Origin of the sequence: Methanocorpusculum vombati (assembly GCF_026891935.1) — an archaeon.
Taxonomy (GTDB): domain Archaea; phylum Halobacteriota; class Methanomicrobia; order Methanomicrobiales; family Methanocorpusculaceae; genus Methanocorpusculum; species Methanocorpusculum vombati.
The window spans coordinates 139,518-164,607 of sequence record NZ_JAPTGC010000005.1 but is presented as its reverse complement, the minus strand read 5'-3'; the positions used below and the strand labels follow the sequence as shown (position 1 = coordinate 164,607).

Sequence of the window (25,090 nt, the reverse complement as noted above, 5' to 3'; positions counted from 1 at the left end):
AACGGAAAAACGGTCCCGAACTGGAACCACCCGTGGATGAAATCATCAGCGGGGACTGCGGGGAATCCTCACGCAGATTGACGTGAACTAAAAAACTCCCCATGAACAGCAATGATCTAAGATAGTGTGAGAATCTCCGGAGTGGGCAGGATGAAAAAGGAAACGCAGATAACGCAGATGCGGCGCTTCGCGCCGCTGCTTCGCTCATCGCATTTGCTCTTCGTCGCTCGCCATCCCGTCCGAGCGGACGGGTGGCGTTGCTATCGCAAGCGCGACGGCAAATGCTCGCGAAGCAATACAAACCTCCCAAGCAGCAAAAAAGCTTCGCGAGCATTTTTAGCTGCGTTTGCGATAACGACCCCGATAGGGGGAGTGGAGCACGGCTCTGCCGTGCGATTGCAACGAGCAACCGCCCGGCTCCGGGCAGGATGGCGAGCAGCGTTAAAAAAATGCGACGAGCGAAGGCGACCCCGCAAGGGGGAGCGGAGCAAGACCTACGGGCTTGCGACTCCGCGCCGTAGGCGCCATCTGCGAAATCTCGCGTTGATCTTTCCTCGTCTTACCCACATAGAAGACCAACAAACAGCGGAAATATGCCACACGCCCACACACAAAAGACCAACAAACACAAAAAAATCACACAAAAAACCACACAAACCAAGGATAAAAAAACCATGACCCCCCAGATCACCCCCGCCGACCTCCTCAACACCGCCATCCTCCCCCACTGGCCCAGACCCGCCGACACCTACGAACAGGCCCTCTGGTGTGAAGACCTCGAAAACGCCCTCGCCGCCCTCATCCCCCTCATGAACGCGCAATACCACACCGCAGTAACCGCCATCATCACCAACAACCTCCAGAACCCGCAGTACGAACTCCTCCAGCCGCAGATCCCGTACCGCAGGATCAACCTCGACCTCCTCCGAAAAAACCTCCCCGCAACCTACCAAAAAATCATCCACCTCAAAGCAACCGACGCAGAAAAAATCATCGGCAGAACCGAACTCTACCGGCTCGCCCGAAAAACCGACCCCGCACGAACCGACACCCTCGCCTGCGCAAACATCGGCGACCTCCAAAAAATCCTCCGGCCCGAAGAAGCAGAACCCTACCTCATCACCAGCCACAAACCCGCACGCCCAAAAATCATCCCACGGAAAACACCATGAAATGCTGGTACCACTACCCCGAACTCGCCGACCGCCACATCCTCCTCAACCTCCTCAGATCAGGATACAGCATCCGCGAAATATGTGAAATGCTCGGATGCACCAGAACAAACGTCGCATCCGCCATGAAAAACCACGGAATACAAAGACCCTACGTAGAACACGTACCCGAAGGAATGCGCAAAAGAATGGGACTATAAAAACCCCGGCAGAAACCGACAAAATAAAAAAAATCTCCGGCTCCAAACCGGAGCACACTTTTTGAAAAAAAATAATGGGGAAGAGGATTACTCCTCATCAGGGAACAGACTCTGCTGCTCCGCATCCTCCGGTAACGGAGACTCGGAAGACTCCTCCTCCTCTTCATCCGCAGGAACAACCGCAATGCTTGTGACCTTATCACCCTCATCCACCCGGATGATACGGACACCCTGGGTGCTCCGCTTCTGAATCGAAATGTCGCCTGCCTGCGTGCGCATCACCACACCGCCCGCAGTTGTAATCACAATCTCCTCATCATCACCGATCGCAAGTGAAGAAACCACCCCGCCGCGCTCAAGATTCGTCACAATATTGCGGACACCCATCGTCCCGCGTCCCTTGCCGCGGAACTCATCAAAGGCAGTCCGTTTCCCGTAACCTCCCTCCGTAATCGTCAGCAGATGATCCTTCTCAACCAGCGTCAGCGCACGGACCGAATCACCGCGGCGCAGAGTGATACCCTTCACACCCTGCACACCGCGACCGGTCGACCGCACCTCATCCTCACTAAACCGCAGACTCTGACCAAGCCATGTCGTCAGAACAACATCGCACGACCCGTCCGTTACCATCACGTCCACGAGCTCATCTCCCTCAAGAATCGTCATCGCAATCAGACCGCCGGACCGCGGGCGCGAGAACAACTCCTCAGACATCTTACCGACCTTGCCCATCTTCGTTGCAAAGAACAGACACTTATCCGACTCAAAGTTCCGCAGCGGAATAACCGCCGTAACATCCTCATCCGTCAGATTCAGCAGATTCACAATCGCTTTACCCTTACTCTGACGCGAACCTTCCGGAATCTCATGCACCCGCAGCCAGTAGACACGGCCGCGGTTCGTGAAACACAGCAGATAATCATGCGTACTTGCAAGGAACACCTTATCCACCGAATCCTCGTCCTTCGTCGTCATACCCGTCACACCGCGGCCTCCGCGGCGCTGCTGGCGACAGGAATCAAGCGGCATCCGCTTGATATAATTCTGCGAAGTCAGCATCACCAGAACCTGCTTGTCCTCAATGAAGTCCAGAACATCCATATCCGTGTTCGCCGAATAATCAATCTTCGTCCGGCGCTCATCCGCATACTTTCCGCGAATCTCCGCCGTCTCTTCCTTCACGACCGACAGAATGTTTTCATCGGAAGCTAAAATCCAGTTCAGCTTATCGATGATAACCTGAAGCTCATTCTTCTCATCGATAATCTTCTGCTGTTCCAGAGCAGCGAGCCGCCGCAGCTGCATCTTCAGAATTGCATCCGCCTGCGGCTCGGAAAACCCAAACTTACTAACGAGGGCAACCTGCGCCGCCGCAACCTCGGGAGAACCCCGGATAGTCGCGATCACCTCATCGATCATATCCAGCGCCTTCAGAAGACCATCCAGAATATGCTTACGCTCCTCAGCCTTCCGCAGATCAAACTGCGAACGTCTGCGGACAACCGACATCCGGTGAGAAATAAAATGACGAAGAATCTCCGCAAGCGAAAGAATCATCGGCTTCTTCTCAACGATCGCAAGGTTCGTGATACCAAACGAACTCTCCAGCGGCGTGTGCTTATAGAGCTGGTTTAAAATCACATTACCCTGCACACCCTGCTTCAGCTCAATGATCACCCGGATACCATCCTTATCAGACTCATCACGCAGATCGCTGATACCCTCAATCTGCTTGTTCTTCACAAGATCAGCAATCTTTTCGATCATCACCGCCTTGTTCACCTGATACGGAATCTCCGTAATCACAATCTGCTCATAGTTCTTCTTCCGCTCCTCAACCTCGGCAACACCGCGGACAACCACTTTACCCTGACCGGTCAGATACGCATTGCGCACCCCGTCGGTACCCATGATAATACCGCCCGTCGGGAAATCCGGCGCCGGAAGAATCTTCATCATCTCCTCGATCGGCATATCCGGTTTATCAATGAACGCCGCAACCAGATCACAGACCTCACCGAGATTATGCGGCATCATACTAGTTGCCATACCGACTGCAATACCGGTTGTTCCGTTTACCAGAAGATTGGGAATCCTGCTCGGCAGAACATCCGGCTCCTGCGAAGACTCATCGAAGTTCGGAACAAAATCCACCGTCTCCTTATCGATATCCTCAAGAAGCGACTCGGCCGCCTTTGTCAGACGGGCCTCCGTATACCGGTATGCTGCTGCGGAATCACCATCAATCGAACCGAAGTTACCCTGACCATCCACCAGCGGATACCGGTACGAAAACGGCTGTGCCATCTTCACGAGCGTATCGTAAATCGCCGCATCACCGTGCGGGTGATAATTACCCATGGTGGCAGCCACTGCCTTTGCCGACTTCTTGTAGGCTTTATCGCTCGTATTGTTCTCATCATGGAACATCGCATACAGAATGCGGCGGTGAACCGGCTTAAGACCGTCACGCACATCCGGAATCGCACGACCAATGATAACCGACATCGCATAGTCGATGAAACAGTTCTTCATCTCGTCCTCGATGTTCACCGGCTCTGTCCGATGAGTGATCTTCTCAACAACAGGTGCCTGCTCCTCAGATGTCAAGGTTCTTCACCTCCCCTGCATGGCGTTTAATGAAATCCTTCCTCGGCATCACATCATCACCCATGAGTTTTTCAAAGATCTCGTTTGCATAACTTGCATCCTCAATTCTGACCTGTTTTAAAATCCGGTTCTCCGGATTCATGGTCGTATCCCACAACTGGCCGGCGTTCATCTCACCAAGACCCTTGTACCGCTGCACGGCAACACCTTTCTCGCCGAACTCGGCAACCGCACTGCGCATATCCTCTTCGGTATAGACATAGCGTTCCTGTTTACCTTTGGCAATCCGGAACAGCGGCGGCTGGGCAACATACACATAGCCAAGCTCAACCAGCGGCTTCATGTACCGGTAGAAGAAGGTCAGAAGCAGGATTCTGATGTGTGCCCCGTCCACATCCGCATCGGTCATGATAACGATGTGGTGATACCGGGCACGTTCAGGATCGAATGATTCGCCGTATCCGGCACCGACCGCAGAGATCAGCGTCTGGATTTCGGCGTTCTTGAGGGCTTTGTGTTCAATTGCCTTTTCCACGTTCAGAATCTTACCACGGAGCGGCAGAATCGCCTGGAACTTCCGGTCACGTCCCTGCTTCGCAGAACCGCCTGCAGAATCTCCCTCCACGATATAGATCTCGCTCTTTGCCGGATCGCGCTCGGAACAGTCCGCAAGTTTGCCGGGAAGACCCGACATCTCCAGAGAACTCTTTCTCCGGGCAAGCTCCTTTGCACGGCGGGCTGCCTCGCGGGCATTTGCCGCTTCCTGTGCTTTTTTGGCGATGGATGCAATGACCTTCGGATTCTCCTCAAAGAACTCCGTCAGTGCCTGATAGACCATGGAGTCCACAAGGCCCTTCACATTGCTGTTGCCGAGCCGCATCTTTGTCTGGCCTTCAAACTGCGGATTTGCAATCTTGACGCTGATGACAGCAGTGAGACCTTCCCGTACATCCTCACCCTTAACCGAGACATCCTCTTTCAGATGCTTGTTTACATGGGCACTGTTGTTGATGGCGCGGGTAAGTGCTGACCGGAATCCTTCCAGATGCGTTCCTCCCTCACGGGTGTTGACGCTGTTCACAAAGGTGAACAGCGTCTCGCTGTAGGTCTGGTTGTACTGCAGTGCAATCTCAACCTCAATCTTATTTTCTTCGTCGGAACGATCCACGTAGATGATATCGTTGTGCAGCACCTCTTTGCCCTCGTTCAGGTGGGCAACAAACTCACGGAGACCGCCTTCATAGCAGTACACATCAGCATCGCCGGTGCGGTGATCCGCAACCCGGAGTTCCAGTCCCTTGTTCAGGTAGGCAAGTTCCCGGAACCGGTGGGCAAGAACATCGTAATCGAAGTGCGTCGTATCAAAGATCGTTCCGTCCGGCTGGAAGGTGATGCGCGTACCGGTAAGATCCTCCGGAGTCTCTGCATCGGCAGCATCCAGACGCGTGCGCCTCTCGCGGAACTCGGCATCCGTCACCGGACGGCTCTCCAGCTTCTGCACAAGACCGCCGCGGGAGAATACCATTGAATAAACGTTTCCTCCCCGGTACACTTCAACGGTCAGTTTCGTGGAAAGAGCATTGACCACGGAAACACCAACACCGTGCAGACCTCCCGAGACCTGATAGGTGTTTTTATCAAATTTTCCGCCGGCATGCAGAACAGTCATTACCACTTCAAGGGCGCTCTTGTTCTGTTTGGGCATAATGTCAACCGGGATTCCGCGTCCGTCATCATCAACCGTGCAGGAACCGTCCTGATTCAGGGTGATGGAGATGTGTTTACAGAATCCGGCAAGAGCCTCATCAATGGAGTTGTCCACAACCTCATAGACAAGATGGTGCAGACCACGGGTATCGGTACTGCCGATATACATGGCAGGGCGTTCACGCACCGGGGCAAGACCCTCGAGAACGGTGATGTGAGACGCATCGTAATTGTCGGTCATTAAATGTGATCTCCTTTGGAAAGAACCACCCGGCGGGCAGATGTTTCTCCCAAATAGTTAACTTATTTTTCAAAACCACGCGGGATAACAGGGCGCAGTCTGAAAAATAATTATTCCTTATTATATTAGTGCGGAATGCTTATTAGATTGCTGGAAGAAAGGGCGTTGTCTCTTCCCCTTGGGTATTCCTTACGAATGGATCGTCACTCGCCATACCGCCCAGAGCCGGGCGGGCGGCGTTGTACTCGCACGGCAGAGCCGCAATGATCTAAGATAGTCGGGAGTCCTCGGCAGGGGCAAGATGAAAAAAGAGAACGCGAGATTTCGCAGATGCGCCTAACGGCTCCGAGTTGTAAGGTAAGTTAGTGGTAAGTGGGCACGATGAAAAAGAAAACGCAGATAACGCAGATGCGTCGCAAGCGCGACGGCAAATGCTCGCGAAGCTCCCACTTGTCCCGTATCCTGAGCCAGTGTCGCGAGTATGTTTGGTCGTAATTAAAGGAAGACACAAGAATAACGCATCTACGCAGAAAAAAAGCTTCGCGAGCATTTTTAGCTGCGTTTGCGACAGCAACGCCGCCCGCCCAGCTCTGGGCGGGATGGCGAGCAGCGTTAAGAAAATGCGATGAGCGAAGCCGCGCCGTTAGGCGCATCTGCGTTATCTGCGTTCTCTTTTTTCATCCTGCCCACTCACCACTCACTCACCTACAATGGCAAGCTACGAAAAGAAAATGCGACTCGGCACCGGTAGGCGCATCTGCGAAATCTCGCGTTTTCTTTTCCCAACCATCCCACTCACCACTAACTCACCTACAATGGCAAGCGACGAGCGAAGGCGACACAATATCCTGAAAAAAAGGGGTTGTTAGATATTCTCACTTTTTCTGTTTCTTCTTCGACATCGACGGCAGGTCAAGCATATACTTCCCGTCGTCAACCCCGATGATAATGTCCTGCGACTCGGCAAGCCGCTCAAGATTCAGCTCATACTTGCCGGGACTCACAATACGGACACTCTCCACCCGCTCCAGAATATCCGTAGGCCGCGATGCCGGCCCCTGGTTTCTGATCTCAAGAACCTCCTGCTTTGTTTCCTGCGCAATATCAGCGATGCTCTTCTCCTCTAAAACATCTGCATTGCGCACACGGTCACTCACGTAGAGGAACTTCTTTCCGCCGCAACTCGGGCATCCGCGAAGGATCTCCACCGACCCGTCGCGGAACTCGCGCCCGCACTGAGTACACTTATGTGGCATGGCTGTATTTTTGTTCGATGAACGAAATGGTGTTTACTGTGCAGCAGACGCCCAGGCAATCAGGCGGTCCTTCTCGCGGGTAAGCATCTTCAGCTGATCGACCGGACCGATCACCATCAGTCTGCCGGCAGGACTCTTGCCTCCGCCGAACAGTTTGGAGAAGAGACCTCCCTCTGAACCTCCGCTGGACGGATACGTCTCGATCTCAATACCCGAAAATCCTCCGGGAGAGATCTCCATCATCGTTGTCTCCAGAAGTTTGCCCTGCTCCTCAGGAGTCAGACCCTTCTCCAGAACAACAATGTAACCCTGACGGACATCATCAAGAATAAGACGAATCTTCTCCATTGACGTCATCCGGCTCAAGCGATCGCTTGACAGCATATCAATCTGAACGCCCTGAATCATTTTTGTCTCACCTGAATACCTCGGAGATCTTCGCATACAGATCATCCATGTTGTTTCCTTCAAGACCGGAGACCATCACAACCGGGTGCTGCGGGAACGCGCTCTTAATTCTCTGGGGTGATGCATCAGGCAGATCAATCTTGTTGGCAACAATAATGACCGGCAGCTTGCGTGACTCAATAATGCCGACCATCATAATGTTCACGTGCATGAACGGATCCTGGGTACTGTCCAGCACATAGATAACACCGTCAATATCCTCACGCAGCCAGTGCATAGCCTCGGCAACACCTTCCGTTGCCTCACGGGCACGGGCAACCGCCTCGTCCTGATCCATACCGTATTCAAGGAACTCGTGGTAGTCGATCTTGGTGGTAACTCCCGGAGTATCCACAATATCTATCAGGAGTTTGCTGCCGCCGCTGTTAATCTCAACACCCTCTTTTCTCCGGGCACGACGGGTTTCATGCGGGACCTCGCTCACGGGACCGATTGCCTCACCCGTTACATCACGGACAATACGGTTGGCAAGCGTGGTCTTACCGGCATTCGGCGGACCGTAGATTCCAACACGCGACCGTTTTTTACCGAACAGCTTTGAGAAAAAGCCTTTTATACGCGTCATTACTGCCATGAAAACACCTTAATTGGGATACGTAGTAGTTCGGTTGTAAAGGAATATAAACGTTCATGTTCGAAGTGAACTGCCGGACAGACGTCAGACAAAAAGAAAAGCCCAATACTTTCTATCTATGATCATCACTTCTATAAAATACAATCCCCACAGAGTATATATACTTCCCGCAACGGAGAAGAAAAACCGCAGGTGATGCCGGATTCCCATAGAATAAACGATGAATTCTCCGCGCGTTATTTTTGAAAAGGGCTCAAAAGATAATGAATTTATACTGGGAAGGAGTATTACTCAATAATCACCAGAAAAACCATGAGGAGGTGAAATGAGTCTGATGAGAATACATCCTGAGATCCCGGAGAACCGGGGAAATATACGACTGATAGAAATAATGAGACCGAACCCGACCTTGATTTCCATAGGGTCAACCACCGCAGAAGCTGCGGCCCTCATGTGCAGGGACGATGTCGGCAGCTGCATCATAACCGAAAACGGCAGCCCCAGAGGAATCGTAACCGAACAGGACTTCAACTGCAAGGTAATGGCAAAAAATCTTCTGCCGGGCTCCGTCCGCGTGGAAGACGTCATGAGCTCCCCCTTAATCACCGTGGACGAGGAGATGCCGGTCTCCGTTGCAGCAAAAAAAATGATTGAGCATAAAGTGAGAAGACTGCCTGTCACAAACGCAGACGGAAACGTGACCGGCATTGTAACCGTCCGTGACCTGCTCGGTGTCACCAATGAGATCAACGAGATCATAACCGAACTTCTCGTGATCAACCGTCCGGACGACAAGAGCGGGATGTGCGGGGTCTGCGGCGCAATGTCTGCAGACCTCATGCCCGTCGACGGCATTCTGGTATGTCCGAACTGCCGCGAGCAGGAACGGATCTAAAACAGTCTGATGATCACTTTACATGAAAAAACACTATGACAACCATTCCAAAACAACAGAAGGGGAACCCCCGGATTCCGAATGCTGAAGGAAAAACAAAATCAGCCGGCAGGAAAAGCAGTCTCCTGGGCATTGCAACAACCAGCGTAATATCCGTTCCCCCGACGATGAGTATCATTGAAGGTGTGCAGATGATGAGCCGGCACAGCTTCCGGCGTCTGCCGATCACCGATCCCGGAAATAAAAAACTCATCGGCATTGTCACCATCACCGACGTAATCAATATGATGGGAGGAGGAAGCCGTTACAACCTTGTCACAAACCGCCACAAAGGTTCCCTCCTTTCTGCATTAAACGACAATATCCGGACAATTGCCACCGAGAAGGTGGACAGTCTCGCACCGTCGACCTCAATTCAGGAAGCAATCTGTCTGCTGGTCAAGAGCGGACACGGCAGTTTCCCGATCACCAATCCTGACAACACCATTGCAGGCATCGTGACCGAGTACGATATCATGAAGATGCTCGCCGGAACCGAGTCAGACCTCATTGTTGACGAGATCATGACAAAGAACCCGAAGGTGGTTGCACCCGATGTCCCGATAAACTGTGTCACGCGGCAGATGGTGGATCACGACTACCGCCGTCTGCCGGTTGTCGCAGACGATCTCCTTATCGGCATGATCACCGCGACCGACATCATGGGATACCTCGGACGCGGCCGGGTCTTCTCCGAGATGAAGACAGGCTCTGTTGACGAAGTCCTCAACCTGCCGGTACGGGATCTCATGACCGGAGCAAACATCCGTACCATGTCGCCGGATGAAAAGATCAACGAGGTGGCACGCGAGATGCTGGAATTCGGCATCGGTGCGTTCCCGGTGATCGATGAAGGAAAACTGACCGGTATTGTAACCGAGTTTGATCTGGTCAAAGGACTTGCCGGAAACATGTAAGTTTCCTTTGCACCGGCAGGCTCTGAAAAAGAGAACAGATGATCCGGCCGGTGCCGAACCAGTCAAGGCGGCGGGAGACGAACTGCAGGAAAATGGAAGCTGCAGGAGAATCTCCCGCATATCATGTCGAATACCAAAAAAATCCAAATACAGGAGGCAGCAAAATGAACCAGAAGTTAACCGTAAAGGATGTAATGTCCAAGCCCGTGTCAATCGCCAAATCAGCATTAATTCCTGAGGCCCTTGACAAGATGCTTGCCGAAGGAGTGGACCCCATCGTTGTGACAAACGACCGGGTGGTCGTCGGTACCGCATCCCGCCGCAGCATTGCGGAGAAGATGGGAAGCAAAAAGACCGGCAACATTCCGGCATCACAGATTCGTGTTGCAAGCGTGACCCGCGAGGACTTCACCTCGGTTTACCAGGATCAGGACGTGGATTTGTTAGTCCCGCTGCTCCAGAGATACAAAATTGTTGTTGTCTGGGATGAAGAGCACCGGTTAATCGGACAGGTGACGACCGGTGATCTTCTCAAAGTTGCAAAGCCCGAAGGATCCATCGATACGATGGTAGAGATTGCCCCAAGAATCTCTCCGGATGACCGTGTTGTCCAGCTGCACCGCCGCATGGTCGGTGACGGGGCAACGAGATTCATCGTTATGGAGGGAAACAAAGCCGTCGGTATCGTAACCGAAACGGATATTGCAAAGATCCTTGTCAAACTCAAGAGCGAGATAGACAAGCACTTTGAAAACGCACTGCGCAACGTGACGGCGGCAGACATCATGTCAAGCCCGCTGATTACGACGCCGGCAAACACACCAGTAGCAAAGGTGGTGGATCTCATGCTTACAAAGAACATCAGTACCATCCCCATTGCAGACGGTGAGAAGGTCATCGGCCTTGCCACCCGCAAATCACTGGTTGACGCGCTCTGAACAGATTCATTCATCTTTTTTTAGAAATTACGCAGCGCAAGGAAAAAATCTGAGAATACGTTCTCTTTCGCGCAGAACATGTAAATTCGGCGTTGCACCTAAATTCGTTTATTGCCTATGAATGATCATCATTGATCGAATTTCAGCCCACGATTCGTACAGGCTCTGCCGTGCGAATCGTGGGATCTTCAGAAATAAAGTTACAACGCCTGCAAATTCGTCACCAGTATAAACCCTGCCGACCAACGTTTTTACTGCTATGCTGAATAACCCCACAAATCCCATGTATCCGGCAGCAGAAATTGACCAGCTGCTGGAGCGGATGAGCCAGACCGGATTTCAGGGAAGAAAACTTGGTGAAAGCTATCATATCTGGAAAGAAATGATCGAAACCCCCGGAGTAAAAATCATTCTTGGTCTCTCCGGTGCGATGATCCCCGCAGGCATGCAGGAATGCCTCATTCAGCTTGTAGAACACCGGTATGTGGATGCCATCGTCTCGACCGGTGCAAACATCTTCCATGACATCTGCGAACACCTCGGAGTCCGGCACTACAAAGGAACTCATCTCACCAACGACGAGGAACTCTACCAAAACGGAATCGACAGAATCTACGACGTATTCGCCGTCGAAAAGGAGTTTCAGAACGTTGAACACTACATCGGTGACTTCGGTGCATCCCTCGGGGACGCACGGCTGAGCAGCCGCGCATTCCTCAGGCTCCTCGGAGAAAAGATTGCAGCCGAACGGCCCGAAGGCAGAAGCCTCCTTGCCGTCTGTGTGAAGCACAATGTGCCGGTCCATGTCCCGGCCCTTGCAGACTCTGCAATCGGTATCGGCCTGGTCACCGCATACCGGAACGGTGCAAAACTCGTCATCGATCAGATCGCTGACGCAAGCGAACTTGCCGCGTTCGTCGAAGATGCGGAGAAGACCGGCGTCATCTATCTGGGAGGGGGAACGCCCAAGAACTTTATTCAACAGACTGAAGTAATACCTCCACAGAAAATGGAAAAGTATATCGGTGGTCACTCCTATGCAATTCAGTACACAACTGACGCGCCGCACTGGGGCGGATTGTCTGGCTGCACCTTTGAAGAAGCAGTTAGCTGGGGAAAGGAATTACCCGACGCAAAAAAACTGCAATGCTTCTGTGATGTAACCATCGCACTGCCGCTTATCGTCTCAGGACTGATTGCAGCAGATGTGGTGAGAAAACATGACTGAAGAAAAAAGACCCAACACCTGCCTGATCTGCGGCTTTCCGATGATCACAAAGAATACTCCGGAAAGAATGGAGTGTGCAATCTGCCGGAAGACCTTCACCGACACAACCGCCTGCGTCAACGGGCACTACGTCTGCAGTGACTGCTGGAACCACCCCGGCGCCGCAGTAATCCGCAGCATCTGTACCAGCACCAAATCAAAAAATCCGGTTTCACTTGCCGTGATGATGATGAACAGTCCGGCGGTCTATATGCACGGAGCAGACCATCACGCAATCATTGCTGCAGCTCTTCTTGCAGCCTATAAGAACTGCGGGGGCGAGGTGGATCTCAACACCGCAATTGATGAGGCAATCAGACGCGGATCAGCCGTACCGTACGGAATATGTGCCACCGCAGGAACCAGCGGCGGAGCGGTGAGTGCCGGAATCTTCTACTCGATCGTTGCAAAAACCGAACCGCTGAGCATAAAAGAGTGGGGAGAAGGAAATCTTCTTGTCTCGGAATGTCTGCATAAAATAGGCCAGGCCGGAGGGCCGAGGTGCTGCAAACGCTGTACGTTCTTTTCCCTTGAAACCGCAGCAGCATTCATCACCGAACATTTCGGCATACAGCTTGAAATGCCGGAAAAGATACGGTGCGGATACGTGGAGCGCAATACCGACTGTAACAAAGAGCGTTGCCCCTATTTCGCAAGCATTACAGATTATTAAAGTAATACGGAAATAAATAGAGATAAATAGAGAGAAGAGAAACACTAACTACTTGTCCGACAAGTCCCGGAAATGAAAGAGAGCTGGAATTTTGCAGAACTCTTCCCGAGTGTATTTCCGGCAACTGTCAAGTGAAGGTGATGTATCTTGAGTGGTGGAAAGAGAAAATCAGATATCTGTGCACTCTGCGGTGCTCCGATGGAAATAATCCATCCTGCAAAAGTGATGGAATGCGATATCTGCGGAAGAAAATTTACCGACGTTATCCAGTGCGCTGCTGGACATTATATCTGCGAAAGCTGTGGTGAAAACCCTGGTCTGGCGATAATTCGTTCGGTGTGTACGCGGACCAAATCAAAAGACCCCATTGAAATTGTAATCAGTATGATGGACAGTCCGGCAATCCTCATGCATGAGGAGAACCATCACTTTGCGGTTGCCGCATCCCTTGCTGCCGCCTACAAAAACTGCGGCGGCAACATTAATCTCAGGGAAGTGCTGGGAGAAATTATCAGACGCGCGAGTTATCTTCCCAAAGATGTCTGCGTAGAAACCGGATCCTGCGGGGCAGGGGTAAGTGCGGGAATCTTTTACTCCGTTCTTGCCGGAACAAAAGTCCTGAGTGTTGATGAGTGGGGAGAAGGAAACCGGCTGGTTGCCCAGGCTCTCATGGAAATCGGCAAAATCGGGGGACCACGATGCTGTAAACGCAGTACCTTTACTGCAATTAAGGTTGCCGCAGAACATGCGGAAGAGTACTTCGGCGTAAAAATGGATCTGCCGGAGATTATCCACTGCAAATATGCAAAACTGAACAGAGAATGTCTGGGAACACGCTGTCCCTACTTCTCCGTATAATTTTACCAATCTTTTCCGTCAACCCGTTTTGTACTTGCCGAAGGTGAGAGTTTTCGTTTCATAACCTCGCCCGGATGCACCATTTCATAGGAATGATCCCCGCCCGTAACGACAGCATACGCATCCGATCCATCCAGGCACCGCACACCACCCGCCGGAGGGGCGGCAGCGAGAACCATCAGAAACTCGACGGGGTCTCCGTAGAGATCGGCGAGCAGTTTTTTCTTTGCGGATATTTCACTGCGAAACCCGCGAACTCCCGACGGGTTGATGATCACCTCGCCGAACACGCGGACACCGTCCGCGGTTTTGATCAGGAGATCCATCTCAGCCACAACTTTCCCGCCGACACGGAACCGGATACCGCCGTCACGGGAGTACCACAGACCGTCCGGAGAATATTTGTCATACGACACAAACACAGCGTCCGAAAACTTCGCGGCAACCGAGACAACTGCATCCGAACACTCCGCAGATCCGAGCAGCAGTTCATAGACCAGAGCTTCAAAATATTTTCCGGTGACTGAACGGTGCAGAGGATTTGCCGCGTCATACAGTACCGCACGTTCGGGTTTCGTCAGATGATGAACGGCATACCGGATATGCGCAGGCGTAATTTCGGCATGCGAGAGAAGGTCGGCGACCCCGGCAGCGGACATGAAAAAAATCAGCGGTGGGTGAAGTAGGCAGTGACCTGCCCGTCCTTCACTGAATCGATTCTGGCAAAACCCACACGCTCAAACTGTACGATCTTCTGATCGTACTTCTGCACGGCAGCCTCACAGTACCCTTCGCTTGTCCCCTCCGGGGTCAGAAGCGAACAGGGAATACCCTCGCCCGCCGGAAGCCACTGGACAATCGGCGCTTTTGCGGTGCGTGCCTCGGCAAGGGAGTTGCCGGCGTACTCGGCGCGGCCTTCTCCGGTGATTCTGATGTTAAAGAGATCTTTTAAGCGGAGCATTCTGCCGGTCTCAATCTCTGATCTCGGCAGAAGAACACTGCCCGTAAACGCGAGTACACGAACGCCCCGTTCCGGCTGGTTCGGGTAGATGGGTGCGTGTGCTTCCATTGCCGGAGCGTCCGCAACCGCAACCGTGACAACGTCCGGGACAAAGAAGTAACGGTCGGCGTCGGCGTCGATGATTGCCTTGTTCTGGGCAAACAGGTTCTCCCACGAAAACGAGATATCGGTGTCGCCCATACCGATGTCAACAACCGCAGCCCGCACCGCTTCCGGCTGAATGCCGCGGCGGGCAAGCGCACGGAGGGTTCCGAGGTGGATGTCATCCCAGCCGGTGTAGAGTCCTTCATTGATTCCTTTACGCATGCCGGATGTGGAGAGTTCGAGACCTGCGATGGACATTCTGCCGTAATGGTAGAAGTGCGGCATCTTCCAGCCGAAATACTGGTAGATGTACTCCTGACGGCGGGTGTTGGCAATGTGGTCTTTGCCGCGGATGACGTGCGTCATGCCGAGCAGGTGATCATCGATGGCGACGGAGAAGTTCATCAGCGGATAGACGAAGATGTCCGGGCGGCGGGGATGTCTGGTGGAGGTGAGTACCCGCATGGCGGCGAAGTCGCGGACTGCGGGGTCGGGATGGGCGATGTCGGTCTTGACCCGCATGGTGATTGCGCCTTCCGGATATTTTCCGGCGAGCATGTCGTCGAAGCGGCGCAGGTTCTCCTCAACACTGAGGCTGCGGCAGGGACACGGCTGTTTTTTCAGTTTTTTCTCGCGGAACTCGTCGTTGTCGCAGGTACACATGTATGCGCCGCCAAGCGTGATCAGTTCGCGGGCGAGGTCGTAGTATATCGGGAACCGGTCGGACTGATAGATCACATCGGTGATGCCGATACCGAGCCATCTGAGGTCTTCTGTGACCATGTCGTAGGCTTCCGGATCAACCCGTTTCGGGTCGGTGTCTTCGACACGGTAGTAGAACTTGCCACCGTATTTTTTGACATAGTAGTCGTTTAAGACCGATGCGCGGGCGTGTCCGAGGTGCAGGGGGCCGGACGGATTTGGCGCAAACCGCATAACAACACCGCCTTCTGCTTCCGGAAGGTCGGGGAGTTCGTGCACGCGTTCCTTCTTCTCATGCATCTTCTCGATCATTTCGGGTGAGAGTGCGGTGAGTTTTGCTTCCCGCTCCTCAACGGACATTGCTTCCACTTCTGCGAGGATCTCAGGCAGCATGGCGTTGATCTCTTTTGCTTTCGGACGAAGCTCCGGATGTGCGCCCATGACCGAACCGAGAATGGCCCCTGCCTTGGGGACGGACTTGTGCTTTACTGCGTTTTGCAGTGCGAAAAGATAGATATCATCACGAATATTTGTATCGGACATTTGCGGGAACTATATTGGCGGGGGAGGTGTTTATAGTTGTGTCCTCGTAAAGCTTTACGCCAAATGTGCCGGATTGCATGACGCTGCCGAAGCGGACCCGGGGGTTACGCTCCTTCCCACTCCGCAAAAAATTCGGCGAGAAACTCTTCCATAAACCGGTGCCGCCGTTCTGCAATCCTCCGTGCCGTTTTTGTGTTCATCCGGTCTTGCAGAAGCAGCAGTTTTTCATAAAAGTGATTGACGGTATGACGGCTGCCGGTGCGGTACTCCGCGGCAGTCGCAACCGGCACAATTCCCTCCTCAGGGTTATACAGCTCGCGGCCTTTCGCCCCGCCGTAGGCAAATGCCCGTGCAATACCGATCGCCCCGATCGCATCAAGCCGGTCGGCATCCTGCACAATCTGTCCCTCCGGTGACAGGGGCATCTGATCAAACCCTCCCGCAAATCCGAGATGCAGAATGTCAAAGATGATGCCGTCCCAGACCTCATCCGGAAACACCGCACGAATACCAAGCTGATCGACAAGACCGGACAACGCCGTCCCGGCATCACCGTCGTAGAACTTTTCATCGAAAACATCATGCAGCAGAGCAGTCAGCTCGACCCGCAGAGGATCTCCGCCTTCTGCTTCGCGGATAGTTGCGGCAAGGCCTGTAACGCGAACCACATGCCACCAGTCATGACCGGTTGACTCGCCGAGCGAGACCGAACGGACATAGTCCCGAACGACGGAGGAAACATCTGCCGGATTCATTCCCAAGATATTGCCGCCGAAACGATATGAATACAAGGGAATACCACAGAAAAAAAGAATCAACCACACCAACCGAACGAAGCGAGTGGACCGCGCCGGTGAAATCGTGCGGGGATGAAAACGCCTGCGGCGTTTTCATCCCCCCAAAACGATTTTCGCGGGTCGGTTAGTATCCTCTCGTAATGAAGAAGTCCACCATCTCAAAGATCAGATCCCGCTCCTCCGACTCCGGCACCACGCTTGCAAGGCCTGCCTTTGAGTCAGCGATGAGTTTTTCTGAGATACCGCGGACCTTCCCGAGAACACCCGACTCCTCAAGAAGCGCAATTGCTTCTGCGATCTCCTCCGGGGAAAGGTGATCCTTATGATACTTCGACAAGTCCACACCCATCTCGCGGGCCGTGATTGCAAGAAGCGTCTGCTTGTTCTCGCGGAGATCGGATGCCTGATCCTTTCCTGAGACCGCGGGCGGCGTCATCAGATCAATGATATCATCCTGAATCTGGAACGCAATTCCTGTGTTCAGACCAAGCGTATAAAACGCAGAGATCTGCTTCATGTCGCCTCCCGCAAGAGCAGCACCGATACCGGCAGCCGCCGCATACAGAACACCCGTCTTCTTCCGGACCATCTCCAGGTACTCAGCCGCAGAAACATCATCCCGCGTCTCAAAGGACACATCCTCCTGCTGACCCTCACAGATCTCATAGCAGGCATGCGACAGCATCTGCACCGCCGCAACCTTCGACTCGGGACTTGCATTCTTCACCGAACACAGATGTTCAAACGCCTTTGCATACAGCACATCGCCTGCAAGAATAGCCGTAGGCTCGTCCCACACCACATGCACCGTCGGCCTTCCGCGGCGCAGCGAATCGCCGTCCATGATATCATCATGCACCAGCGTGAACGTATGTGTCCACTCAAGCGCAAGAGCCGCGGAAAAAATATCCGCCGAAGATCCTTTGCGGACTGCGTCTGCTGCAAGCAGAACCATTGCAGGGCGGAGACGTTTTCCCCCGCCGAGCAGCAGATGTGCGGACGCCTTCTGCAGCGTCGTGTCGGTCGCTTTGCTGTACTCATCCGCCTCCTGATCAACTTTTACGGCAACGGATTTCAGATACTCGGATAACTCCATACTACACACTCTCAATTTTTTTTGGTTATTTCGGAAGAACCAGACGGTCTCCGTTCTGCATAATGTGAATCTCTTTGTTCAGCGTGTAACCGAACTCACGGCCGAGCGTCACATAGCCGCCCTTCATCTCAAACGGACCGTGCGACGGAACAATGTGTTCCGGATTCAGCATGGAAACCAGATCATAATGCTCCTGATAAAACGCGTGACCCGTAACATGAAGACCGTCAAAGATTCTTGCACCCTGCCGCAGCAGAAGTCTGTCAACCTCCGCACGCTGGGCATAGTTCACCGGGTTTGGAATAATGTTTGCCGAAAACATCACCTTATCGCCTTTCTCGATCTTAAACGGCGTATCACCGGCAGCCATACGGGACAGCATGGACCCCGGCTCTCCCTGATGACCGGTAACCACCAGCAGGAACTTCTCCTTTCCTTCCTTTGCCACACGGCGCAGCATCCGGTCGGTCGTCTTGCGGTTGCCGTAGATACTCGTCCCCTGCGGGAAGGCAACCTGCTTCATCATCTCGGCCGTTCCGTTGTACCGCTCCATTGATCTGCCCAGAAGAATCGGGACACGATCAATCTCGCGGGCACACTCGGTGATGGTTTTGATTCTTGCAATCTGCGAGGCAAACGTCGAGACAATGATCGCATTCTTGTCGTCCTCGCAGCGGGTAATCGCATCCCGCACCCGCAGACGGGCAACCTGCTCGCTTGGCGCATACCCGCGGTCGTCCAGATTCAGCGACTCAACAATCAGAACCTTCACACCCTCCTTACCGATCGCACGCATACGTGCAAGATCCGGAGCCTCGCCGATGACCGGCGTCATGTCCAGCTTGAAATCGTTTGCATAGACAACACAGCCCGCCGGCGTGTGAAGCACCGCCATAACAGAGTCGATGATACTGTGCTGGACGCGGACAAACTCCAGCGTTATGTGCTGCGAGATGGTGTACTTGCCGCCCGCCTTGAGCGCAAACGTCTTGTTCGTTACCGAAAACTTACGTTCACTCTCAATCTGCTGCTTGATCAGCTCGGTGGTGTACGGCGTTGCGATCACCGGACAGTTATAGCGGTGGGCAAGCTTCTGGACCGCACCGATGTGATCCAGGTGACCGTGCGTACAGACGATTGCCTTGACCGTGCCCTCGACCGAGTTCATTACGGTATCGTCAGGGATTGCACCGATCTGGATCAGATCCAGCGAGTGCATATTCTCCATTTCTACATTGTTGTTTCCTGAGATCGGGTCAAGATACAGACCCATATCAAAGATAACGATCTCTTTGCCGACGCGGACCGCGGTCATATTCCTTCCGACCTCGTTGTATCCGCCAACAGCAATGACTTCTATGTCAACCATTCTATTTCTCCGATGTTTTTCAGACCTTAGGACATTCGCATATTTGGCTGCTGCCCGATCATCTCCCGCAGTGTTCCTGTGATATACGTTCTTGCATGCTGAAGAGCGGAAACATTGGGAGAACCCGTCAGGAACATTGCCGCACGAAGCTGGTAATGCACTGCATCAATGGTTCTGCATGTTTCCTCTTCGCCGCACAGAGCAGGAGAAAGCAGGGGAAGCGCCATACCCCCGAGGGTTGCCCCGAGAGCTATTCCTTTTGCGATGTCAAGACCCGACCGCAGCCCGCCGGTTGCGATCACGGGTCCGGTTCCGGTCCCGGCTACCTCAAAAACACTCACAGCGGTTGGAACTCCCCAGGTTAGGAGAGAATCACCGAGTTCCCGGAGTGCTTTATCACCGGCAGCCCCGCGCTCATTGGCACGGATTCCTTCTATTTTCGCCCACGATGTTCCGCCCATACCGCCGGTATCAATGGCGGAGACTCCGGCATCCCAGAGCCGGGACGCAACTTCACGGGATATTCCGTTCCCGGTCTCTTTGACGATGACCGGGAACTTCACGTCTTTGCACAGCTGCCGGACGGCATCCAGACATCCGACGGCGGAGTGATCACCTTCCGGCTGGATGGCCTCCTGCAGGAAGTTTAAGTGAATGCAGAGAGCATCTGCATCGATCATCTCGACCGCACGTTCCGCCCATTCCGTGCCGTGCTCCACCAGCTGGACAGCACCGAGGTTTCCGCAGACGAACGCATGCGGTGCGGTCTCGCGGACGATGGCAAACGAGTCCGCCAGTTCCGGTTTTTCCAGAGCAGCACGCTGGGATCCAACCCCAATGCCAAGACCGTAGCGTTCTGCCGCCGCGGCCAGAACACGGTTGACTCCGGCAGTGTCCGGGTGGCCGCCGGTCATTGCCGCGATGAACAACGGGGATCCGAGACGTTTTCCGAGAAACTCAACCGAGAGATCGATTGCGTCCATATCGCATTCCGGAAGGGCACAGTGCACCAGATGCACATCGTCAAAGAGTGCGGTTCCTGTCTCAATGTCGGTCTGGCTGCAGATACGCAGATGGTCCATCTTGCGTGATGAGGTAAGTTTCTCTTTTGTCATGATTTTCGTTACTGAACAATTGTTCCGCCGTGGTCACGGTCATGCAGGAAGTCCATGACACGGGAGATGTGGAAGAGGTGCGACGGGATGCCGGCATCTGCAAGCAGCAGAAGCTCCTCAACTTTTCCACGCATTCCTCCGGTGACATCCGTGTTTGCGGAGTCGCCGAGATTGATTGCACCAACGTTTTCACGGGTGATTACCGGAACAACCCGGCCTTCGGCGAGAACACCGGGGACGTCGGTTGCAACACCGACCCGGGTTGCGCCAAGGGCTTTTGCCATTGCGGGGACGATCTGATCGCCCGAGACGATGCAGGCTCCGCGAACGGTGTCCATCACTACGTCGCCGTGCAGAACCGGGACGACACCGAGTGCAAGCAGTGCTTTGATCTGTTCCTCGCCGGAGTAGACAAGGCGGCCATTCTTTGCAAGACTTGTGCAGAACGGATGCATACAGACCGCGTCAACACCTTCGGCACGGAGGAGTGAGACGAACTCTTCGTTGAGCCGCCGGACGGCAAAGTGGGTGACGGCGATTCCTTCGGCGTTGGACTGTGTGACGCCTTCCTGAATGCGGTACTGCTTTGCCTCCGGATGACCGCAGGACCCTGCACCGTGTACGATGACAAGCGGCACGGATTTTGCGACCGGTGCAATCTGTGCCGCGAGTTCACGAATCCGTGCGGTGTCAATTACTCCCGTTTCGGATTTTTTCGTGACAACGCTTCCGCCGAGTTTGAGTACGGTAATTTCACTCATCTTTTTCCTTCCGTGCGCCTTCGGTATCAATCGTGGTGATGATGGCGCGGGCATCGCATCCTTCGATGGCTCCGGCAACGCGGTTGCGTGAACTCTTGGAGCAGATGGCATACATGCATCCGCCTCCGCCGGCCCCCGTGGTCTTTGCGCCGTGCGCTCCTGCGGAGCGGGCGGCAAGAACAAGTTTGGAGAGAACCGGATGACCGACGCCGAGAGCGTCCAGCAGTGCATGGTTCATGTTCATGAGACTGCCGAGTTCCTTCTGGTTGTCCAGATTGTACATGGCCCGCATGGTGATCGCTGCAATGGAGTCAAGGATGGGATTTGCGATGTCCGGCGAGTGTTTGCGAAGATCCGCTACTTTTCCCACCATTTCAGAGGTGCTGTGCGAGACAAGCGTGTTGCCGATAACGAGCGAGAAGTTCTGCGGCGGCAGAAGGCGGCGTTTTTCGTTGCCGCGGACAAGTACCATGCCACCGAAGGCGGAAACGTAGGTGTCGGTTGCACTGGCCCGGCCGTTCTGGGCGGACATCTCGACCTGATGGGCGAGGTCGGCGATCTCGGCACGGTTTTTTTCCAGGCCGAACTCGTCGTTGATGGCACAGAGTGTTGCAACGGTTACCGCAGCAGACGATCCAAGTCCCGAGGAGCTCGGAAGCTGGGATCTGACATATACACTTCCCTTGACGTCCATCAGCCGGAAGCATTCGGCGATGTAGGGGGAGTTGGGTTTCTGGTGGTAACGCGATTCGCGGACGGTGACCATGACACGGGGCTTAATTGCCATTGCAATGCCGGGTTTTCCATATACCACGGCATGTTCGCCGAAGAGGAATACTTTGCCCGGGGCACTCCATGTTGCCATCAGACTACCTCCATTGCTGCGTATCCGACGACTTCCCGGTTGTCGCCGGTTGCGTCACCCGAAGTCTGGTACATGATCACGTTTGCCTCCCGTGCGCCGAGGTGTTTTCCTGCGAGCATCATTGCTGCAATGCAGCCGTAACCGCACATGGACGGTTTTACCTCGATGAGTTTTTCATAGAATGCCTGCACGTCAAGTTTTGCCGCAGCGGCAAGAACCGTCAGGTCGTCGCGTTCGGCGACGGAAGCCGGTACATAATGCGAGCCGTCACCGGAGGCAATAATCACAACGTCTGCATGCACCGTGTCAACTGCACGGGAAAGTGCAGCCGCCACGCGGCGAACTTCAGTGAGCGACTGGTCACCCAGTAAGACGGGCACAACTTTTGCCTGCGGGAACCGGTAGCGGATGAAAGGCATCTGCACTTCCAGCGAGTTTTCCTGCACCCGCAGGAGGTCGGGACGGTTCGGGATACCCGCCGCAGTCAGTGCGGCGATGAGCGAGGTGTCCGGCAGAACCGGGCCGAGCGGTGTTTCCCAGACCAGGTCTGCGGTTGCGGTCATGCAGCCTGCGTGGCTTGGGCCGATTACCACAAATGTACCGGTAAATGTTTCGGGAATTTTCGCATAAGCACACGCAGCGCATCTTCCCGAGTAGATGTATCCTGCGTGCGGAACCAACACACCGTACGGAGAGGTTACAGACGTGACCGTCGATGAAAAGAGTGCATCAAGCAGGGCTCTCAGTTCCTCTGCGTTCCCGGGGTAAAACATTCCCGCAAGGTCCGCATGCCGACAGCCTGCATCCGCCGTACCGGCGGCAGGGTATTCCTCTATTTTCATGGATATCAAACGGGTTTTATGCCGTAACCAAAGTTTTCGTCCGCCGATCCGCGAAAGATACTATTGAGATATTGCGGATTGGTGTGTGAAGGTGGTTATGTGTTGGTTTGGCAGGGCTTTAATGATTGCGTCATGCAGAGGGTGAGACCGCAAGGGTCTGATACGAAGGAGTGATTTCAGGGGGTGAGGTGACGGGATGGTTTCGCCCAAGAGAACTCTTCCCGCGAAATCGGGAAAGATACAAAAAAAGATGATATCTGAGAAATTTAGAACTCAGACTCAAAGTCTTCAAAGGTAAGGGAGGACACGACGCCCTTCTGCTTTAAGACCTCACGGGTCAGCAGGAAGTAGACCATTGAAAGTGCCTTGCGACCTTTGTTGTTCGTCGGGATCACGAGATCGACGTTGTTGGTCTGGTTGTTGATATCACAGAGTGCAATGACCGGGATACCGCACTGGACAGCCTCGGTGATAACCTGTGCATCTCCGATCGGGTCAGTGACCACGACAACCGACGGCTCAACGTACTTCGGAAGTACCGGGTTGGTGAGCGTACCAGGGATGAACCGGCCAACGTGGGAGATTGCACCAATCGTGTCGGCAAACTTCTGTGCCGGGTACTGGCCGTACTGACGGGAGGTGACCACGAAGATCTTCGGTGCCTCGTAGCGTGCAAGGAACTTTGCCACCTGCTTGATGCGCTCGTCGGTCTTTCTGATATCGATGATATACAGACCGTCAGAGCGGACGCGGTAGATGAATTCCTTCATGTCGTCGTCTTTCTGCTGGGTACCGATGTGGACACCGGCTGCCAGATACTCTTCCACGGATACTAATGGTTCGGTCAGTTCAATTCCAAGTTCATTGTCGGTCATTTTAGAAATGCTCCTCAATTCTTATAAGTTCATTTAATTTAGCGATACGCTCGCCGCCAACAACACCGCACTTGAGGAAACAGCAGTTGAATGCGGTTCCCAGATGCGCGATTGTGGTGTCGGTTGTTTCACCGGACCGGTGGCTCATGACGGTCTCATACCCATACTCATGGGCAAGACGGATCGTCTCAAACGTGTCGGTCAGGGTTCCGATCTGGTTGGGTTTGATCAAAACGCAGTTTCCTGCCTCAAGAGCAATGCCCTCTTCCAGACGCTTTGCATTGGTGACGAAGAGATCGTCTCCGCAGATAAGCGTGTCGCGGCCGCAGACTTCTTCGGTCATCTGTGCGAATCCCTCGAAGTCCTCTTCCTGAATCGGATCCTCTACATAGATCAGGTTATACTGATCCACCAGTTCGGCAATGTATGCGATCTGCTCCTCAGTAGTGCGCTTTGCATTCTTATACACATACCGCTCAAGATCGGCATTCCACATCTCCGATGACGCAACGTCAAGACCCATCCGGACTTCGATTCCGGTTTCATCCTGCACTTTGTTCGTTGCTTCCGCGACGATCTCGAATGCTTCTGCATCGCTGATGTGCGGTGCCCAGGCACCCTCATCACCTTTGCCGCAGCCTTTTCCGCGCGCGACAAGAATCTCTTTGATGGTCTTGTGCACGCGGGCGTTCGTGAAGACCGCCTCTGCGGCGCTTGCAGCACCTGTTGGAACAATCAGGAACTCCTGAATATCGGTTGCGTCCACTGCGTGGGCGCCGCCGCCGATTACGTTACCGAGCGGAAGCGGAGTCTGGTCCACGAACGCGCCGCCGAGATACTGGAAGAGTTCCATGTTCAGGGCGGACGCCGCAGCCTTTGCATTTGCAAGAGAGAGCGCGACCGCAATGTTTGCACCGATACCGGAAAGATCCTCGGTTGCATCCACTTTGCGCAGCGTCTCATCAAAGGTGCGCTGGTCCTGGGCATCGAGATCGATCAGTTCCGGAACAAGCCGGGCCTGTGCATCAGCGATTGCTTCGGCGCATGGCCGCACTTTTGCTTCGTAGATACCGGTCGATGCACCGCTCGGTGCGCATGCGCGGCCGTATCCTCCGCTTGCAGTCAGAATTTCCGCTTCAATGGTTTCATTGCCGCGGCTGTCAAGAATTCTCCGCAGAGTAATTCCGTCGATGGTGGTCATA

General features: G+C 53.8%; 25 protein-coding genes. 8 read left to right on the top strand and 17 right to left on the bottom strand.

What is annotated here, in order from left to right:
• A partial coding sequence (locus tag O0S09_RS05135; RefSeq protein WP_268922895.1) for a hypothetical protein occupies window positions 1-208 on the bottom strand: 208 nt, incomplete at its 3' end.
• Window positions 209-674: 466 nt separating this feature from the next.
• Between O0S09_RS05135 and O0S09_RS05130 the strand changes: the two genes are divergently transcribed.
• Window positions 675-1,172 carry a hypothetical protein gene (locus tag O0S09_RS05130; protein ID WP_268922894.1) on the top strand — a complete coding sequence of 166 codons (498 nt, stop codon included), beginning with the start codon at window positions 675-677 and terminating at the stop codon, window positions 1,170-1,172.
• On the top strand, window positions 1,169-1,372 hold the full coding sequence (locus O0S09_RS05125) for a hypothetical protein (protein WP_268922893.1): 204 nt from the start codon (window positions 1,169-1,171) through the stop codon (window positions 1,370-1,372). Before O0S09_RS05130 ends, O0S09_RS05125 begins: the two co-directional genes overlap by 4 nt.
• Before the next feature lie 87 nt (window positions 1,373-1,459).
• Here the strand turns inward: O0S09_RS05125 and gyrA are convergent, their stop codons facing one another.
• From gyrA to O0S09_RS05100, 5 genes are all read right to left on the bottom strand, one after another.
• The gene (gyrA, locus tag O0S09_RS05120) at window positions 1,460-3,985 is read right to left on the bottom strand and encodes a DNA gyrase subunit A (protein ID WP_268922892.1); all 2,526 of its coding nucleotides are present in this window, start codon (window positions 3,983-3,985) and stop codon (window positions 1,460-1,462) included.
• Window positions 3,975-5,933 (bottom strand): DNA topoisomerase (ATP-hydrolyzing) subunit B, encoded by a 1,959-nt coding sequence (gyrB, locus tag O0S09_RS05115; protein WP_268922891.1) that lies wholly within the window; start codon window positions 5,931-5,933, stop codon window positions 3,975-3,977. The genes gyrA and gyrB overlap by 11 nt, the downstream gene beginning before the upstream one ends.
• A gap of 875 nt (window positions 5,934-6,808) precedes the next feature.
• Window positions 6,809-7,189, bottom strand: a complete 381-nt coding sequence (locus O0S09_RS05110) for a Zn-ribbon domain-containing protein (RefSeq protein WP_268922890.1) — start codon at window positions 7,187-7,189, stop codon at window positions 6,809-6,811.
• Window positions 7,190-7,222: 33 nt separating this feature from the next.
• A complete protein-coding gene (locus O0S09_RS05105; RefSeq protein ID WP_268922889.1) occupies window positions 7,223-7,597 on the bottom strand; it encodes a DUF2073 domain-containing protein in 375 nt (124 codons plus the stop codon).
• Window positions 7,598-7,604: 7 nt separating this feature from the next.
• Window positions 7,605-8,231 (bottom strand): Era-like GTP-binding protein, encoded by a 627-nt coding sequence (locus tag O0S09_RS05100; RefSeq protein ID WP_268922888.1) that lies wholly within the window; start codon window positions 8,229-8,231, stop codon window positions 7,605-7,607.
• A gap of 391 nt (window positions 8,232-8,622) precedes the next feature.
• On the opposite strand from O0S09_RS05100, the gene O0S09_RS05095 reads away from it, so the two are divergent.
• The 6 genes from O0S09_RS05095 to O0S09_RS05070 all read left to right on the top strand — a co-directional run bounded on the left by O0S09_RS05095 (window position 8,623) and on the right by O0S09_RS05070 (window position 13,818).
• A complete protein-coding gene (locus O0S09_RS05095; protein WP_268922887.1) occupies window positions 8,623-9,126 on the top strand; it encodes a CBS domain-containing protein in 504 nt (167 codons plus the stop codon).
• 35 nt (window positions 9,127-9,161) lie between these two features.
• Entirely contained in the window at window positions 9,162-10,082 is a 921-nt protein-coding gene (locus O0S09_RS05090; RefSeq protein WP_268922886.1) for a CBS domain-containing protein, read from the top strand.
• Between the two features lie 164 nt (window positions 10,083-10,246).
• On the top strand, window positions 10,247-11,020 hold the full coding sequence (locus O0S09_RS05085) for a CBS domain-containing protein (RefSeq protein ID WP_268922885.1): 774 nt from the start codon (window positions 10,247-10,249) through the stop codon (window positions 11,018-11,020).
• Window positions 11,021-11,279: 259 nt separating this feature from the next.
• The gene (locus O0S09_RS05080; protein ID WP_268922884.1) at window positions 11,280-12,248 is read left to right on the top strand and encodes a deoxyhypusine synthase; all 969 of its coding nucleotides are present in this window, start codon (window positions 11,280-11,282) and stop codon (window positions 12,246-12,248) included.
• A complete protein-coding gene (locus tag O0S09_RS05075) occupies window positions 12,241-12,960 on the top strand; it encodes a DUF5714 domain-containing protein (protein ID WP_268922883.1) in 720 nt (239 codons plus the stop codon). The genes O0S09_RS05080 and O0S09_RS05075 overlap by 8 nt, the downstream gene beginning before the upstream one ends.
• A 198-nt stretch (window positions 12,961-13,158) precedes the next feature.
• Window positions 13,159-13,818: a DUF5714 domain-containing protein gene (locus O0S09_RS05070; RefSeq protein WP_338148502.1), complete on the top strand. Its 660-nt coding sequence runs from the start codon at window positions 13,159-13,161 to the stop codon at window positions 13,816-13,818.
• A gap of 2 nt (window positions 13,819-13,820) precedes the next feature.
• Here O0S09_RS05070 and O0S09_RS05065 read toward each other — a convergent pair whose 3' ends face one another.
• The 11 genes from O0S09_RS05065 to eno all read right to left on the bottom strand — a co-directional run bounded on the left by O0S09_RS05065 (window position 13,821) and on the right by eno (window position 25,089).
• Window positions 13,821-14,477, bottom strand: a complete 657-nt coding sequence (locus O0S09_RS05065) for a hypothetical protein (RefSeq protein ID WP_268922882.1) — start codon at window positions 14,475-14,477, stop codon at window positions 13,821-13,823.
• An 8-nt stretch (window positions 14,478-14,485) separates the two neighbouring features.
• Window positions 14,486-16,168 carry a glutamate--tRNA ligase gene (locus O0S09_RS05060; RefSeq protein WP_268922881.1) on the bottom strand — a complete coding sequence of 561 codons (1,683 nt, stop codon included), beginning with the start codon at window positions 16,166-16,168 and terminating at the stop codon, window positions 14,486-14,488.
• A 104-nt stretch (window positions 16,169-16,272) separates the two neighbouring features.
• Window positions 16,273-16,923 carry an HD domain-containing protein gene (locus O0S09_RS05055; protein ID WP_268922880.1) on the bottom strand — a complete coding sequence of 217 codons (651 nt, stop codon included), beginning with the start codon at window positions 16,921-16,923 and terminating at the stop codon, window positions 16,273-16,275.
• A 166-nt stretch (window positions 16,924-17,089) separates the two neighbouring features.
• Window positions 17,090-18,061 carry a polyprenyl synthetase family protein gene (locus O0S09_RS05050; RefSeq protein ID WP_268922879.1) on the bottom strand — a complete coding sequence of 324 codons (972 nt, stop codon included), beginning with the start codon at window positions 18,059-18,061 and terminating at the stop codon, window positions 17,090-17,092.
• A gap of 25 nt (window positions 18,062-18,086) precedes the next feature.
• Window positions 18,087-19,430 carry an RNase J family beta-CASP ribonuclease gene (locus O0S09_RS05045; protein ID WP_268922878.1) on the bottom strand — a complete coding sequence of 448 codons (1,344 nt, stop codon included), beginning with the start codon at window positions 19,428-19,430 and terminating at the stop codon, window positions 18,087-18,089.
• Window positions 19,431-19,456: 26 nt separating this feature from the next.
• Window positions 19,457-20,545: a type 2 isopentenyl-diphosphate Delta-isomerase gene (gene fni, locus O0S09_RS05040; RefSeq protein WP_268922877.1), complete on the bottom strand. Its 1,089-nt coding sequence runs from the start codon at window positions 20,543-20,545 to the stop codon at window positions 19,457-19,459.
• Between the two features lie 8 nt (window positions 20,546-20,553).
• A complete protein-coding gene (locus tag O0S09_RS05035) occupies window positions 20,554-21,306 on the bottom strand; it encodes an isopentenyl phosphate kinase (protein WP_268922876.1) in 753 nt (250 codons plus the stop codon).
• A complete protein-coding gene (gene mvk, locus O0S09_RS05030; protein ID WP_268922875.1) occupies window positions 21,299-22,171 on the bottom strand; it encodes a mevalonate kinase in 873 nt (290 codons plus the stop codon). The genes O0S09_RS05035 and mvk overlap by 8 nt, the downstream gene beginning before the upstream one ends.
• Window positions 22,171-23,013, bottom strand: coding sequence for an AmmeMemoRadiSam system protein B (gene amrB / locus O0S09_RS05025; protein WP_268922874.1), 843 nt, complete (start codon window positions 23,011-23,013; stop codon window positions 22,171-22,173). Before amrB ends, mvk begins: the two co-directional genes overlap by 1 nt.
• Before the next feature lie 266 nt (window positions 23,014-23,279).
• Window positions 23,280-23,888 carry a 30S ribosomal protein S2 gene (rpsB, locus tag O0S09_RS05020; RefSeq protein ID WP_268922873.1) on the bottom strand — a complete coding sequence of 203 codons (609 nt, stop codon included), beginning with the start codon at window positions 23,886-23,888 and terminating at the stop codon, window positions 23,280-23,282.
• 1 nt (window position 23,889) lies between these two features.
• Window positions 23,890-25,089, bottom strand: coding sequence for a phosphopyruvate hydratase (eno, locus tag O0S09_RS05015; protein ID WP_268922872.1), 1,200 nt, complete (start codon window positions 25,087-25,089; stop codon window positions 23,890-23,892).
• Window position 25,090: the final 1 nt, after the last annotated feature.